The sequence below is a fragment of the Blautia stercoris genome, from assembly GCF_054657695.1.
The window spans coordinates 121269-136525 of the sequence record NZ_BAAHYF010000003.1; the positions used below are offsets into that span (position 1 = coordinate 121269).

A 15257-nucleotide genomic window follows, 5' to 3' on the forward strand; every position below is an offset into this window, starting at 1 on the left:
ATCAAAATAATAAATTCCCTCTAAAAGTGAACCTTGACAATTTCATATCAGCAGCAAGAGGATACCTGAATTTCCCAGCTACGCATTTGGCGGCGGGTATTCGGTGGCAACGTGAAGGGCAATGGATGAGAGGCACCCTTGGCAGGAATGATTACGAATTACCTCTTGCGGCTTAATAGCTCAATCCTGTTTTTATTTAAAAGTCAATCTAAGACACAAGGGAGGTGGTTCCTATGATTGATTCATGCAGGTGTAAGCCTGAACGAAAGTGGAGTAAATTATCGAAGAAAGAGAGGACTCAGTCAAAATGAAAATGCGATTTAAAAGATTCTTGTCGGGATTTATGGCAGTTGCAACTTTGGCGTCTGTTATCGTTCAACCAGTCACGGTTTCTGCTTCTGAATTAGAACCAGAACCAATTTCATTTGAACAGCAATATCCGGAACTGCAGGATGTGCAGGATACTCTTGATAAAGATGAAATTGTGGAAGCAAAGGATATTGAGATTCCCTATGGAGAAGAATTTGAGGTGGAAGTCGATCTGTCCGGTATAGAGGGCGTGAATGAAAAAAAGGTGAAAGTTTTATTCCATGAAGCAAAGAGTGAAGCCGGTACAGATTTTGACGCACATACACAGGATACCTACAAAGCTGTCTATGCAGTAGAGCCAGTCAGCGGTCACCCAGCTTACAGAGTAAGCAGAAACATTACGGTAAAAGAGCCGGAAACAGAAGCACAGACAAAGAGTTCTTCTGAAAATACAGTTGGTGAAGGAAATGCCGGTGAAACAGAAGATTCCGGTAATGCGGAGGAAGATGCTGATTCGGACAGGGCAAAAGAGATTGTAACTGATCTTACAGGTGGACAGGAAGTAACAACAGATGAAGAATCTGGTCTGACTGTTTCAGAAGTAATGGATCAGGCAGAAAATGAAGGAATTGACTTGTATGAGATGGAGCCGGGTGAAACAGTGACATTTATGGCGGCAACAGGAAATGCAAGAAGTTCACAACAGGTTTCAGTGACAAGAGGTGCCGAATACCGATATGCGGATTATGGTTATGGAACTTATCTGACTTATCAGTATACCGTAAAATTTGGTAATGTGTCCGCCACAGCTTATTGTGTACAGCCGTCAAAACCGGGACCTGGCACAGGAACATATACAATCAATAAGGTTGGGGATGGTAAAGCACTGGCTAAAGTATGCTACTATGGCACAAAGGCTTCTGGCGATGATGGATTTTTTACAGAAGAAAATGGCTATGGAAACCTGAGTGCAGGAGCCAGATTTATTCTGCTACATCTTGCTGCGTCGTATGCGAATGGCAGTTCAGATGCTTTTTCTGGTGCAAACACTACTGCACAGAATCTTGCGAAAAAACTTTATAATTATTGTATTTCTCAGCCAGATATTCCGGATGTGGCAATGTCTTTTTCTGATGCGGATGTGACAGCCTATGTAGATGGCAACAGCCAGAGAACAAAAGAGATCACCTTTAAAGCAGATGAACTTCAGAGTATCACAATGAAACTCCCAAGTGGTGTGAAACTTCATAACGTGACAACCGGAAAGACAAGCAAAGCTGGTGAAGCAGTGGAAATCAGTGGTGGAACCAAGTTTTACTTATCTGCACCTCTTACACAGGTACAGGATGTCGCAGGAAGCTGGTCTGCAACGATGAAAGGCAGTGTAACAAAAGATTATTCTGCGTATAAGATCAGTACCGGATCTGGTTCACAGGACCTGGCACTGGTATTTGGTGAAGGTGTTGATGATGAAAAATATGTGGACTTCAAAGTAACATGGGTACAGTACGCAAGTGTTAAGGTGATTAAAAAAGATGCAAAAGCAGACGCAAAGCTGGCAGGTGCCGTGTTTGGTTTATACAGTGATGCAAACTGTACAAAGCTGATCACAAAGTTACCGGCAACCGATGCGAACGGAGAAGCGTCTGTACAGATCATTAAGACACAGGATACCGTATATCTGAAAGAGATTACAGCTCCGACAGGATACCGTATCAATGCAACGGCCTACAATGTAAAACTGGAAGTCAGCAAAACAACAACTGTGACTGTTCCGGATGAAGAACAGATGGGACAGCTGACTGTTTATAAAGAAGGTCAGGTTCTGACAGGTGCGGATGTCACCGAGAATGGAACAACATTCAAGTATGAGAAACGCAGACAGAAAGGTGCGATTTATGATGTGTATGCCGGGGCAGATATTAAAACTGCTTATGGTGCCAAGGTTTACAGCAAGGGTGAGCTGGTCAAAGAGAATCTGACAACAGACTCGAATGGGGCAGTCATTCTGAAAAACCTGCATCTTGGTACATATATCGTCAAAGAAAAACAGGCTCCGACAGGATTTTATAATGCCGGGGAAGAAAAGTCTGTCACTCTCTCTTATGCAGGACAGAATGTAGATGTTGTTTTTTCTGAGACAACCTTTACGAATGACAGACAGAAAGCAGAAGTGATTGTGACAAAGCAGGATAAGGATACAGAAAATCCTCTGGATGGAGGGATTTTTGGACTTTATGCAGCCAGTGACATTAAAAATGCAGATGGAACGGTTGTCGTAAAGAAAGGCACTCTGATTGAGAAAGTGACAACTGGCAATGATGGAACGGCGAAGTTTACCGCAGACCTTCCGCTGGGATTTTCCTATGATGTAAAGGAAGTACAGGCTCCGGAAGGCTATCTGAGAAATGCGGATGATGTGTATGCGTTTGCTTTTTCTTATACAAATGATAAGGAAGCAAAACTGACATTTAAGCATACCTTCAAAAACGAGCGTGTGACAGCAAAGATTTCCTTACAGAAACAGGACAAAGAAACAAAGAAGGCAGTTCCACAGGGAGATGCTACTTTAGAAAAGGCAGTCTATGGACTGTATGCCCGTGAAGATATTGTTCATCCGGATGGAGCAACTGGTGTGATCTACAAAGCAGGCGAGCAGGTTGCCACTCTCACAACAGATAAGAATGGACAGGCTTCCATAGATGGATTATACCTTGGTAATTACTATGTAAAAGAGATTACTCCGCCAACGGGTTACCTGGCAGATGAAGAAGAACATGATCTGGTCTGCAACTACGAGGGTGATCTTGTAGCGGAAGTGAAGCGTGACTGTCTGTCTCTGGAACAGGTGATAAAGCAGCCATTTGAGATTATCAAGGCAGCGAACAACGGAAAGACAGATGCCGATTTACTGAAAGGTGCAGGATTTACCGCTTATCTGGTATCATCCCTGACAGTAAAAGAAGATGGCAGTTATGACTTTGATTCTGCCAAGCCGGTAGTAATCGGAGAAAATGGTGTAACAGAGATCTTTACAGATGAGAAAGGGTATGCCCGCAGTATTGCGATTCCTTATGGAACCTACATCGTCCGTGAAACAACCACACCACATAATTATACTCCGGTCAATGATTTCATCGTACAGATTACAGAGAATCATCCGACTACACCGCAGGTATGGAGAGTGCTGCTTGACAAAGAGTTTGAAGCAAAGCTGAAGATCATCAAACAGGACGATGAGACAAAGAAAGCAGTGCTTCAGAAGAATACAGAGTTTAAGATTTTTAACCTGGATACAGAAAAGTATGTGGAACAGGTAACAACCTATCCGACGACGGTAAAACACAAATCTTATTTTACAGATGAGCAGGGATACTTAATCCTTCCACAGAATCTGAAAATTGGACATTACCGTATTGAGGAAGTGAACGCACCTTATGGATATACGCTCAATGAGAATTACTATGAGGTGAATGTAGATTCCAATACAGCATATCAGATGGACGGAACTTCCGGCGATGTGATCATCGAGATTGCATACGAGAATCATCCGGTTAAGGGAGAACTGAACATCGTAAAACAGGGTGAAGTCTTAAATGGTTACAAAGATGACTTTACTTATCAGAAAGAAACTCTGGAGGGAGCAGTCTTTGGGGTGTATGCTGCAGAAGATATTTATACAGCAGACTTCCAGAAAGATGATAACGGAAACCGTATCCTGGAGTATGCTTCCGGGACACTGGTAGGAACTGTTACCACGGATAAGGATGGAAAGGCACAGATCACAGACCTTCCACTTGGAACCTATAAGATTGTTGAAAAGACAGCACCAGAGGGCTTTGTGTTAAACGAAGAAGCACAGACAGTAACATTTGAATACAAAGACCAGAAAACACCAGTTATTGAGCATACAGCAACCTTTGAGAACGACCGTCAGAAAGTGAAAGTGTCCGTAGTAAAACAGGATGCAGAGACAGAAACGGTTGTGGCAGGTGCAGAGTTTGGCATCTATGCAAAAGAAGATATTCGGGCACATGAGGAAGTGATTGTGAAAGCAGATACCTTACTTGGAAAAGCAGTCAGTGGAGAAGATGGAAAGGCAGTGTTTGACATTGACCTTTCATTTGGTACTTACTATATCAAAGAACTTGCAGCTCCGGCAGGGTATGTCTCTTCTTTTGAGACTTTGGAAGTGACTGCCAAATATCAGGGACAGGATGTGAAAGTGGTAGAGCTGGAATCTGTATTTAAGAACCAGCCGACAAAAGTAACCTTTACGAAGTCCGATATTACGACAGGCGTGGAACTTTCCGGGGCAACGCTTACGGTGCTTGATAAGGATGGAAATGTGGTAGATACATGGAAGTCTGTAAAGGGTGAGGAACACTTGATTGAAAGACTCACAGCCGGGGAGACATATACTCTTCGTGAAGAAATGGCTCCTTATGGCTATCTGATGGCGGAAGAAGTTTCCTTTACGGTGGACGATACTGCCGAGATCCAGAAGGTAGAGATGAAAGATGCAGTGCCAACCGGAACACTTATCATCAATAAAAAAGGTGAGTTCTTGGAGAAAGTATCTGCACTGGATTCCATTGGCGGATGGATGAAGCATCTGTTTGAATATCTTTCCGGTTCCCTGAAAGAGGTAACTTTTGAGGTTTATGCCTTAGAAGATATAAAAGCAGCGGATGGCGAGAGTGAAGATTACTACAAGAAGGATACACTGGTAGCAACGATCACGACGGATGAAACAGGCGTGGCAAAACTGCCAGACCTTTCTCTTGGCAAATACTATGTCAAAGAGAAAGAGACAGCAAGTGGGTATGTCCTGGATGGAGAAACCCGTGAAGTGGATCTGACTTACCGTGACCAGAATACCGCAGTTGTTACTTATTCCGCTGACTGGCAGAACAAACGTCAGAGGGCAGAAGTGAACGTGTTAAAGAAAGAAAAAGATTCCGACCGTGTACTGGAAGGGGCTGTATTTGCCCTGTGCAATAAAGAAGATATTGTCAATGCAAAAGGCGATGTAATCCTGAAAGCGGATACGGTTATTGAGGAGCAGGCTACGGATAAGGAAGGAAAACTGACCTTTACGGCAGATCTGCCACTTGGCTATACCTACTATGTGAAAGAAACTTCCCCGGCACCGGGATTTGCGACAACAGACCAGGTACAGGAATTTACTTTTGAATATGGTGGTGCAGATAAGGAAACACTGTCTTATGCGTTTACTTTTGAAGATGAGCCGACAACCGTAGAGTTTACCAAAACATCTCTGACAGACGGAAAGGAGATTGAGGGAGCAAAACTAAAAGTCACAGATGAGAGTGGAAACACTGTGGATGAATGGACTTCCGGTAAAGAAGCACATATCATCAAAGAACTGACCGCTGGCAAGAAGTATACCATGACAGAAACACTTCCTGCGGACGGTTATGTGACAGCAGAGAGCATCACTTTTACGGTGGAAGATACCAGTGAAGTACAGAAAGTGGAAATGAAGGATGATGTGACAAAAGTGCAGATCTCCAAGACTGATATTTCCGGTAAGGAGCTGCCAGGAGCGAAACTGACAATTCTTGATAAAGATGGAAAGACCGTAGAAAGCTGGACATCTGAAGAAAAACCACACTACATTGAGATGCTTCCAATCGGGGAATATACTCTCCGTGAAGAAACTGCACCGAACGGTTATCTGGTTGCAGAGGATGTGAAGTTTACGGTCAAAGATACTGGAGAAATCCAGAAGGTTGTGATGAAGGATGAGGTGAAACCGGAGGAAACTCCAATAGAGACACCAACGGAAACACCAGAAACCACACCAACACCGGAGACGAAAACCACAGAAGAAACAAAGAAATCGACTTCACCAAAGACAGGAGATAATACTCCGATTCTGTTCTGGATTCTGCTTGCAGGGGCTGGAATGGCTGGTCTTGGTGGAACAGTGATTCTTCGCAAAAAGAAAAAATAAGAGATCATAGGATTTTTCAGTAATGGATGAGGGCATTTATGGACACAGGATTCATAGATGCCCTTTTGAAAAATTTCAAGAGATGTGAAGGGAGAAAAGAAGATGACAAAAACAGTATTGATCGTTGCTGCGGCTGCAGTATTTCTGGTATATGGATTTGTCCTTTGGTGCTGTATCAAAGTGGGGGCAGAATCAGAAAAAGGATATATGAAACTGGCAGAAAAGAGAGGAAAGGAGCAGCAATGTGATAAATGAGGATAAGACAGCAGTGAGAAAAGAAAGGGCGTGGTGTGATTGCAGGATGAAGTGAATGAGAAAACAGTCTCACTTTGTATCCGCTGTGGCAAGGTCACTGCCAACCTGCTGAAATCTGCCATGGTAAAGGCTCTTGCAAAGATGGAGCAGGAGAAAAAACAGCAGGGACAGAAAACAAACCAGAAACAGCTCCAGAAGGAAAAGGAGGATAAGACCTACAAGGGAAAACAGAGTCTTGATAAGCTGATGAAGCAGAATGTACAGCTGTCCAACATTGAAATCACAGATGGAAATATCAAGTCTTTTGAACAGGTAGCAAAGAAGTACAGCATTGATTTCAGTCTGAAAAAAGATGTGACTGCTGACCCGCCAAGATATTATGTGTTCTTTAAGGCAAGGGATGCCGATGTGATGACTGCCGCTTTTAAGGAATACACGGGCAAGTCTCTGAATAAGGACAAAAAACCATCTGTGAGGAAGAAGTTACAGCAGGCAATCACCAAATCGCTTGCAAAGCACAGAGAGCTGGAGAAAACAAAAGGAAAGGAGAAGGAGCCGTCATTATGAGCAGATTACAGAAGTTGCTTGGTGTAGGAAAAGGATACCTGGAGAGATTACCGCCGGTGGATGTACATAAGCTGCTTCGGATTGTTCTGATGAATCTTCCGTATATCGTGATCTTTTATGTGGGAAATAAGCTGGCATGGTTATATCAATACTGTGTGGGTGATTCCATGATAGAAAGACTGATGGTACTGGTCTTAAATTTCCAGATGGCATTTAGCAGGATTCTCCCAAGTATGCATAAAAATGAATTGCTGGTTGGGATTACTGGAGCCGTGGCAGTGAAGCTCATGGTCTACATGAAAGGAAAAAATGCCAAAAAGTTCCGGCAGGGAGTGGAGTATGGTTCGGCAAGATGGAGTGCATAATTTTAAGTGTAAATGACACATACATGGACGCACAGGAGGTTATGCACATGACTGATTATAGCAAAATTACAGCCCTTTACTCCCGCCTTTCCGTAGGCGACGAGGACAGGGACGGCGGCGAAAGCAACAGCATACAGAACCAAAAAATATTTTTGGAGAACTATGCCAGAGGGCAGCACCTGACCAATATCCGGCACTACATCGACGATGACGAAAGCGGCAGGTTTTTTGACCGTTCCGCCTACTCCCGCATGATGGACGATGTGGAAACCGGGAAAATCGGTGTCTGCATTATGAAAGACCTTACCCGCTGGGGGCGCGACTATCTCCAAGTCGGCAACGCGATGGAGATATTCAGACGGAACAATGTGCGTTTTATCGCGGTCAACAACGGCATTGACAGCGAGAAACCCGACACATTGGAGTTTGCGCCCTTTATCAATATCATGTCGGAGTGGTATGCAAAGGACATCAGCAAGAAAGTGAAAACGGGCATTAAGACCAAAGGCATGAGTGGAAAGCCGATTGTCACCGAAGCCCCTTACGGCTATATGAAAGACCCGGACAACAAGGATTTTTGGATAATCGACGAAGAAGCCGCCGAGGTTGTCCGTTTGATTTTCCGTCTGTTTATCGGCGGGAAGAACCGCAATCAAATCGCCGTATATCTGACACAGGAGCAAATCCCTACCCCCACTTTCTACATGAAAGACCGCGGGCGGGGAACCTGTAAAAATAAGACACTCAACGAGGATAACCGCTGCAAGTGGAACAAAGCCACCTTGACCCATATCCTCACACGGCAGGAGTATTGCGGCGATGTAGTCAACTTCAAGACTACAAAGCATTTCCGGGATAAACATAACCACTATGTAGACCGGAGCCAGTGGCACATCACAGAAAATGTGCATGAGCCGATTATCAGCCGCAGCGATTTTGAAACCGTACAGCGGATTTTGGAAAACGCACCCGTCAAACGCCCCAACGGGGACGGGGAAATCCACCCTCTGTCCGGCTTGCTTTTCTGTAAAGACTGCGGTTCAAAAATGCACATTCGCATAGATTACCGAAACGGCGGCAAGCGGCACGTTGCCTATTGCAGCGAGTACCACAAGGGGAAAGCCAAGAACCCCAAATGCCATTCCCCGCACATCATGGACGCGGACTTGCTCATGCAGACCATCGCGGAAGTGCTGAAGAAAATCGAGGACTATTCTATCAGCAACCGGGCGGAGTTTGAAGCCTTAGTGAAAAAGAACCTTGTCATGCAGCAGACCGACCAGACCAAGAAACAGCAGAAGCGTATTCCGCAAATCACGACGCGCCTTGAACAGATTGACAAGGTGCTGAATAAGCTCTATGAGGACAACGCCCTCGGCACGATCCCACAAGACCGTTATGAGCAGATGTCGCAGAAGTATTCGGAAGAATACTATGCGCTGAAAGCGGAGCTTGCCACGCTCCAAGAGCAGCTGTCCGCTTATGAGAACGCGGGAGGACGGGCGCAGAAGTTTTTGAAGCTGACGGAACGCCATGCTGCCTTTACCGAACTTACCCCCGCCATTCTCAACGAGTTTATCAGCCGGATTGAAGTGCATGAGCGCGACCAGAAAAGGGCGAGATACGCAATCCAGCACATCAGCATATATTTCAATTATATCGGCAAGTTTGAGAATGAAGTGACACAGCTTGCGGAACCGACCGAGCAGGAAATCCGGCAAATGCGGGAGGAAATCGAAGAAGCCAAAAAGGAAAAGAGCCGCGCATACCACCGGCAGTATTCAAGGGAGTACCGGGCGCGAAACCTTGAAAAGCAGCGGGAGTATGACCGCATGAAAGCGCGGGAATACCGGGCAAGGAGAAAGGCGCAGGCAGCCGCCGCACAGCCCACACAGTAAAACAGAATAACCGTCAACCAAGAGGGATTTTCCGAGTTATGGGAAATCCCTCTTTTACGCCCAAAGAAAGGAGCCGCCTATGGCAGAACAGACCCCCGACAGTATCATCACGACCCAGAGGAACGGGCAGACCATTGTTGCGGAGTTATTTTTCAATCACAGCAGCACAGAAACATTCCGCGACAAGCTGCTCAAACTGGTGCTTGCCGACAGTTCGCGTTTATCCGCGTCTGACGGTCAAGAGCCGGAAAAAACAGAAATCTTGCGATAACAGCCGCCCCGACGAACCATTCCCTGTCCGGGCGATTTCTATTTGAAAATCCTCATTTTCCCCAAGTCAAGAGCCGGGAAAAACACCCGAAAAATGCCCCTACTGCGTAACAGGGGCGCAGAAAGGAGAGTTTATGAGAACAGGGCTTACGAAGCAGGAAAAGACCACCGATATTTGGTTTGACGAGAAAGACCCGCTAATCCATATCCGCACCCACAACACCGACTTGAAGAAACGGCTTGCCGCCTACGCCAGACAGCACCCCGACCAGTGCCGCCAGACCGACGCAGACCCCGAAACGGGCTGCATGGAGTTTGAAATCCGCAAGGGGCGCTTCTCTTTCCGTCTGACCGCCCCATACAGCGAGGAACGACGGGAAGCAACGCGGCGATATGCCAGAGAAAACAGCACTACAAACTTGTTGAAATAATGTGGATTTGTTCATATTCTTGTGCTATACTTTTCTCAAAGGCACAGAATGGCAGATATAAATTCGTGGGAGAAAAAATATGAAGAAGCATAGAAAATGTAAAAAGATAATAGCTTTTGTAACAGTGTTGTTTATAGCATTTGTTGCAGTAATTGGGCTACACAAAACAGGGATTTATCGTTTTGATTTCTTAAAGGACATCTATAAAAAAATTGATTTTCAACTAAGTACGAACGAGCTTAACATTCCGCAGGACGCTCTTTCATTTTCTGTTTATGATATTGAACAGGAGGAATATTTATTTTACGAGGGCGATAGCCAACTTCCCACAGTAGCAAGTTTGGCAAAACTATTTGCCATTGATTATGCTTTGGGAAAAGTAGATTTGGAAGATATTGTTGAAGTAAATCAAGAGGTATTAGAACTTGTTCCGGCGGGTTCATCTTTAGCAAATCTGTATGCTGGGGAATACACAGTTAAACAAATCATGGAGGCTATGCTTGTTCCTTCCGGAAATGACGCAGCCTATGCGTTGGCATATCATATCGCTAAAAACGAATTAGGCGAAGGTTATACAGCAACGGAATATATAGATTATTTCATGACAGAACTTAGTGAGTATTTAATCGAAGCAGGCTATTCCAAAACAAATTTATATAATGACCCAAGTGGCGCGTCTATGCAAGCTGACTCTCATTTAGATGACATTAACCGCGTAGCGTTGAAGCTCCTTAACTACGATTTTGTTAAAGAATGTATTGGAAAAAGCGAATTTTCAATTCAAACTCCGCAAGGTGAATTTACATGGAAAAATACAAATGAATTTTTAGATGAAAATTCACCGTACTATAATGCAAATGTTAAAGGAATGAAAACAGGAACAATGGCATCTTCCTATAACATTGTTGTTCTGTATGAAAAAGATGGAAAAGCATATTTAATTACCTGTTTAGCGGCACACTCAAATGAGGGGAGATATAAAGCGGTACAGTCTGCTATCAACACGATTATTGAATAATGATGATGAAATATCCCGTTTAAGTAAAGTGTCAAAACAATAAGGGTAAGATAAAACAGCACACAATAAAACTTAATACCCATCCAAAAGGGCAGCCGAGAAATCGACTGTCCTTTTTCTACGCCGACAGGCAGAAAGGAGCGACCAACTATGACAAAACCGAGAGAGAAAACCCGTGAGGAGCTGCAAGCCGAGATTGAGGACGGAAAGAAGAAAATCCGGCAGTTTGAGAACCGGGAAAAGATGTTGCGTCAGAAGCTATCCAAAGAAGAACGCAGAACGCGCAGCCACCGCCTTATCGTCCGGGGCGCAGTCTTTGAAAGCATTGTGCCGGAAGCAAAGAACATGACTGACGAGGAAGCCGCCGCGCTTCTCCGGCTTGCCTTGACGAGTGAACCAGCGCGGGAATATCTGAAAAAACGAGCAGAGGGAGCGACAAGCTGAAAATCCCTTAGGAACTAAGGGCGCACTTATACACCCTTACGGGCGTATGCGCTCTGCCGAGGGCTTGTCTCCGCACAGGGATTTTATCCCGCGCTCCGATATGGCGGCTTTGCCGCAACAAGGGGCTGCACCCCTTGCGCCGCTTCGCGGCTATCCCTGCACACCCACAAAAACAGTACACCCGCCGTTGGCGTCTGTACCATTTTTGCGGGTTTTATTATCCTATCCGGGAGGTGATACCCATAGCCATTTACCATTGGAACATCGGCATTGTGAGCCGAGGAAAAGGCAAATCAGCCGTTGCCGCAGCCGCCTACCGAAGCGGCGAAAAGCTGACAAACGAGTGGGACGGAATGACCCACGACTACACCCGCAAAGGCGGTGTTGTCCATACAGAAATCATGCTGCCGCCCCATGCCCCGCCCTCTTTCTCTGACCGTTCAACCTTGTGGAACAGCGTGGAGCTTTACGAGAAAGCCGGGAACGCCCAGCTTGCCAGAGAGATTGACGCGGCGCTCCCCATAGAATTATCCAGAGAGGAACAGATCCGGCTTGTCCGGGAATACTGTTCCTCTCAATTTGTTTCCAGAGGAATGTGCGTTGATTATGCCATTCACGACACCGACAGCGGCAACCCCCATTGTCATATTATGCTTACCATGCGCCCCCTTGACGAGCGCGGCGCATGGGCAGCGAAATCCAAAAAGGAATATGACATTGACGAGAACGGCGAGCGTATCCGCTTGCCAAGTGGCAGATACAAAACCCACAAAGTTGACCTTACAGGCTGGAACGACAAGGACAACACCCTCTTGTGGCGCAAGGCATGGGCTGACTTTACCAACGACTTTTTGGAGAGGAACGGAAGCCCGGAGCGTATCGACCACCGCAGCAACGCCGAGAGAGGAATTGACGAGCTGCCCACCGTCCACATGGGCGTGGCGGCTTGCCAGATGGAGAAGAAAGGTATCGCCACCGAGAAAGGCGAACTGAACCGAAATATCCAAAAGACAAACCGCCTTATCCAGGAAATCCGGGCGCAGATTGGGAAGCTCAAAGAATGGATTGCCGACCTGTTCAAAGCGCGGGAAACCGCCCCGAAGCAGCCGTCGCAATCTCCCAACCTTGCAAATCTGCTGATGAAGTATTTGAGCGTTCAGAGAGAAAAGAGCCGGAAGTATTCGCAGCGTTGGCAACAACAGCACACAGCCGATGAACTGAAAACCATAGCGGCAGCGGTCAACTATCTTTCCGAGCATGGTATCTCTAATCTTGATGAACTGGACGCTTCCCTTTCCTCTGTCAGCGATAGAGCCTATTCAATCCGGGAGGGAATGAAAACCGCCGAGGAACGCATGAAGAAGCTGCAAAAGCTAATTGAATACGGGAAGAACTATACAGAGTACAAGCCCATTCACGATGAGCTGAAAAAGCTGCAAAACGGCTGGACAAACAAGCGCGACAAGTACGAGGAAGCCCACCGCGCCGAGCTTGCCCTATGGGACGCAGCAAACCGCTATCTCCATGCAAATCTGCCGAAAGGAACAAAGACCTTGCCTATTGCGGAATGGGAACAGGAATATGCTGACCTCAAAACACAGAGGGACAGCGATTATACCAAACTGAAAGATACCCGCACCAATGTTTCAGAGCTTCAAAAAATCCGCAAATGCGTGGATATTGCACTCCGCGCCGACCAACCGGAGCAGACGCAGAGCCGCACCAAGCGGCATGATATAGACCGCTGAAAGGAGTTGAACTTTTATGTATTACACCCAAGAACAGATAGACCGCGCCAACCAAGCCGACATTGTTTCTTTCCTGCAATCACAGGGCGAGCAGCTTACCCACGCCGGACAGGAATACCGCTGGAAACGGCACGACAGCTTGACCGTCCGGGGAAACAAATGGTATCGCCACAGCCAGAGCAAAGGCGGCGGCCCCGTTGATTTTGTCATGGAGTTTTTCGGCAAGAGCTTCACCGAAGCCGTTGAACTTCTCACAGGGGAACAGGGAGCAGCCGCGCCGGACAGACCAAGCCCCGCGCCCCTCTCTGATTTTCGATTGCCGCCCCGCAGCGATACCGCCGGACAAGTGAAAAGCTACCTTACCGAAGCCCGCCGCATTGATGAAGATGTGATGGGCTTTTTCTTTGCCAGCGGCGATATTTACGAGGAAGCCGCCCACCACAACGCCGTATTCGTCGGCAGAGATGAAAGCGGCATACCGAGATACGCCCACCAGCGCGGCACAGCCGGGAACTTCCGGCTTGATGTGAAAGGCAGCGACAAAACCTTTAATTTCTCCTATCGGGGCGCGGGCGAGCGGTTATTTGTCTTTGAAGCCCCGATTGACCTGTTATCTTTCCTCTGCCTGTTCAAAAAGGAATGGCAGAAACAAAGCTACCTTGCACTGGGCGGCGTGGGAGAAAAAGCCCTGCTGCGTTTCCTCTCTGACCGTCCGAACATCAAGACCGTTTTTCTCTGCCTTGATAGCGACGAAGCCGGAAACGACGCTTGCAGCCGCCTTGCAGAGCTTGTGCCGGAGGGGTTGACCGTCCACCGGCTTATCCCTCTTTTCAAGGACTGGAACGAGGTATTGCAGCACCGGGCAGAAATCACAGACGGGAAGTATTTGCGGGAAGCAATCTACGGCTTGAAAGAGCCGCCGCAGGAAGAAACCGTTGAGATTATCCGCATGAGCGAGGTTGACACACAGACCGTTGAATGGCTATGGGAGCCGTATATTCCCTTTGGGAAAGTAACCATTGTGCAGGGCAATCCCGGCGAGGGCAAGACCACTTTTGCCCTACGCCTTGCCGCCGCCTGCACCACCGGGGGAACGCTGCCGGGAATGAAGCCCTTGCCGCCGTTCCAAGTAATTTACCAGACCGCCGAGGACGGGCTGGGCGATACCGTCAAGCCCCGCTTGATGGAAGCAGAAGCCGACCTTGACCGCGTACTTGTGATTGATGAAGCCAAGCGGGAGCTTACCTTCTCCGACGAGCGCATAGAAAAGGCAATCACGCAGAACGGAGCGCGGCTGATTATCCTTGACCCCATACAGGCGTACATGGGCGAAAAAACCGACATGAACCGGGCAAACGAAGTGCGCCCCATGTTCCGCCGCCTTGCCGATGTTGCCGAGCGTACCGGGTGCGCCGTTATCCTTATCGGACATCTCAACAAAGCTGCTGGAGGGCAGAGCGCATACCGGGGCTTAGGTTCTATCGACTTCCGCGCCGCAGCAAGGAGCGTCCTGCTGATCGGGCGCGTGAAGCGAGAACCGAATGTGCGCGTTATCGTCCATGACAAATCTTCCCTTGCGCCGGAGGGCAAGCCCGTTGCCTTTTGCCTTGACCCGGAAACGGGCTTTTCGTGGATAGGCGAATACGACATCACCGCTGACGAGCTGCTGTCCGGCGCGGGCGGGAACACCGCCACCAAGACCGAGCAAGCCGAAAGGCTGATACTTGACCTGCTTGCAGACGGGAAAGAGCTTGCCAGTGAGGACATTGTAAAAGCCGCAGCCGAAGCCGGAATATCCGAAAGGACGGTACAGAATGCCAAGCGCAACATGGGCGGCATTTTAGGCGCAAGGCGTGTCGGCGGTCAATGGTACAACTTCATCAAGAAGAAGCAGCCACCCGAACCCGCAAGCTGAAAGTGCAAAACGCAGACCCTTTGCGCTTTGCACTTTCGCACTTTCACGATAATTTGC

11 protein-coding genes are annotated in these 15257 nt (G+C 47.2%); all 11 read left to right on the plus strand.

Translation table 11 applies throughout. The annotated features are described in order from the left end of the window. Window positions 1-307: 307 nt before the first annotated feature. The 11 genes from ACYQ2D_RS16555 to ACYQ2D_RS16605 all read left to right on the plus strand — a co-directional run bounded on the left by ACYQ2D_RS16555 (window position 308) and on the right by ACYQ2D_RS16605 (window position 15200). On the plus strand, window positions 308-6289 hold the full coding sequence (locus tag ACYQ2D_RS16555; protein WP_459786282.1) for a SpaA isopeptide-forming pilin-related protein: 5982 nt from the start codon (window positions 308-310) through the stop codon (window positions 6287-6289). Between the two features lie 102 nt (window positions 6290-6391). After that, window positions 6392-6544, plus strand: a complete 153-nt coding sequence (locus ACYQ2D_RS16560) for a hypothetical protein (RefSeq protein WP_459786283.1) — start codon at window positions 6392-6394, stop codon at window positions 6542-6544. Window positions 6545-6583: 39 nt separating this feature from the next. Beyond that, window positions 6584-7111: a PcfB family protein gene (locus tag ACYQ2D_RS16565; RefSeq protein WP_118049622.1), complete on the plus strand. Its 528-nt coding sequence runs from the start codon at window positions 6584-6586 to the stop codon at window positions 7109-7111. Beyond that, entirely contained in the window at window positions 7108-7476 is a 369-nt protein-coding gene (locus tag ACYQ2D_RS16570) for a conjugal transfer protein TraG (RefSeq protein WP_459786284.1), read from the plus strand. The genes ACYQ2D_RS16565 and ACYQ2D_RS16570 overlap by 4 nt, the downstream gene beginning before the upstream one ends. Before the next feature lie 47 nt (window positions 7477-7523). After that, entirely contained in the window at window positions 7524-9374 is a 1851-nt protein-coding gene (locus tag ACYQ2D_RS16575) for a recombinase family protein (RefSeq protein WP_459786286.1), read from the plus strand. A gap of 79 nt (window positions 9375-9453) precedes the next feature. After that, entirely contained in the window at window positions 9454-9645 is a 192-nt protein-coding gene (locus tag ACYQ2D_RS16580; RefSeq protein ID WP_006060444.1) for a transposon-encoded TnpW family protein, read from the plus strand. Between the two features lie 133 nt (window positions 9646-9778). Further along, window positions 9779-10075 carry a hypothetical protein gene (locus tag ACYQ2D_RS16585; RefSeq protein WP_008982217.1) on the plus strand — a complete coding sequence of 99 codons (297 nt, stop codon included), beginning with the start codon at window positions 9779-9781 and terminating at the stop codon, window positions 10073-10075. A gap of 79 nt (window positions 10076-10154) precedes the next feature. Beyond that, window positions 10155-11093, plus strand: a complete 939-nt coding sequence (locus ACYQ2D_RS16590) for a serine hydrolase (RefSeq protein ID WP_040219241.1) — start codon at window positions 10155-10157, stop codon at window positions 11091-11093. Window positions 11094-11243: 150 nt separating this feature from the next. Beyond that, the gene (locus ACYQ2D_RS16595; RefSeq protein WP_008982219.1) at window positions 11244-11537 is read left to right on the plus strand and encodes a DUF3847 domain-containing protein; all 294 of its coding nucleotides are present in this window, start codon (window positions 11244-11246) and stop codon (window positions 11535-11537) included. A gap of 233 nt (window positions 11538-11770) precedes the next feature. Then, window positions 11771-13285, plus strand: a complete 1515-nt coding sequence (gene mobQ, locus ACYQ2D_RS16600) for a MobQ family relaxase (protein ID WP_117579807.1) — start codon at window positions 11771-11773, stop codon at window positions 13283-13285. 16 nt (window positions 13286-13301) lie between these two features. Then, window positions 13302-15200 carry an AAA family ATPase gene (locus tag ACYQ2D_RS16605; RefSeq protein WP_117579762.1) on the plus strand — a complete coding sequence of 633 codons (1899 nt, stop codon included), beginning with the start codon at window positions 13302-13304 and terminating at the stop codon, window positions 15198-15200. Window positions 15201-15257: the final 57 nt, after the last annotated feature.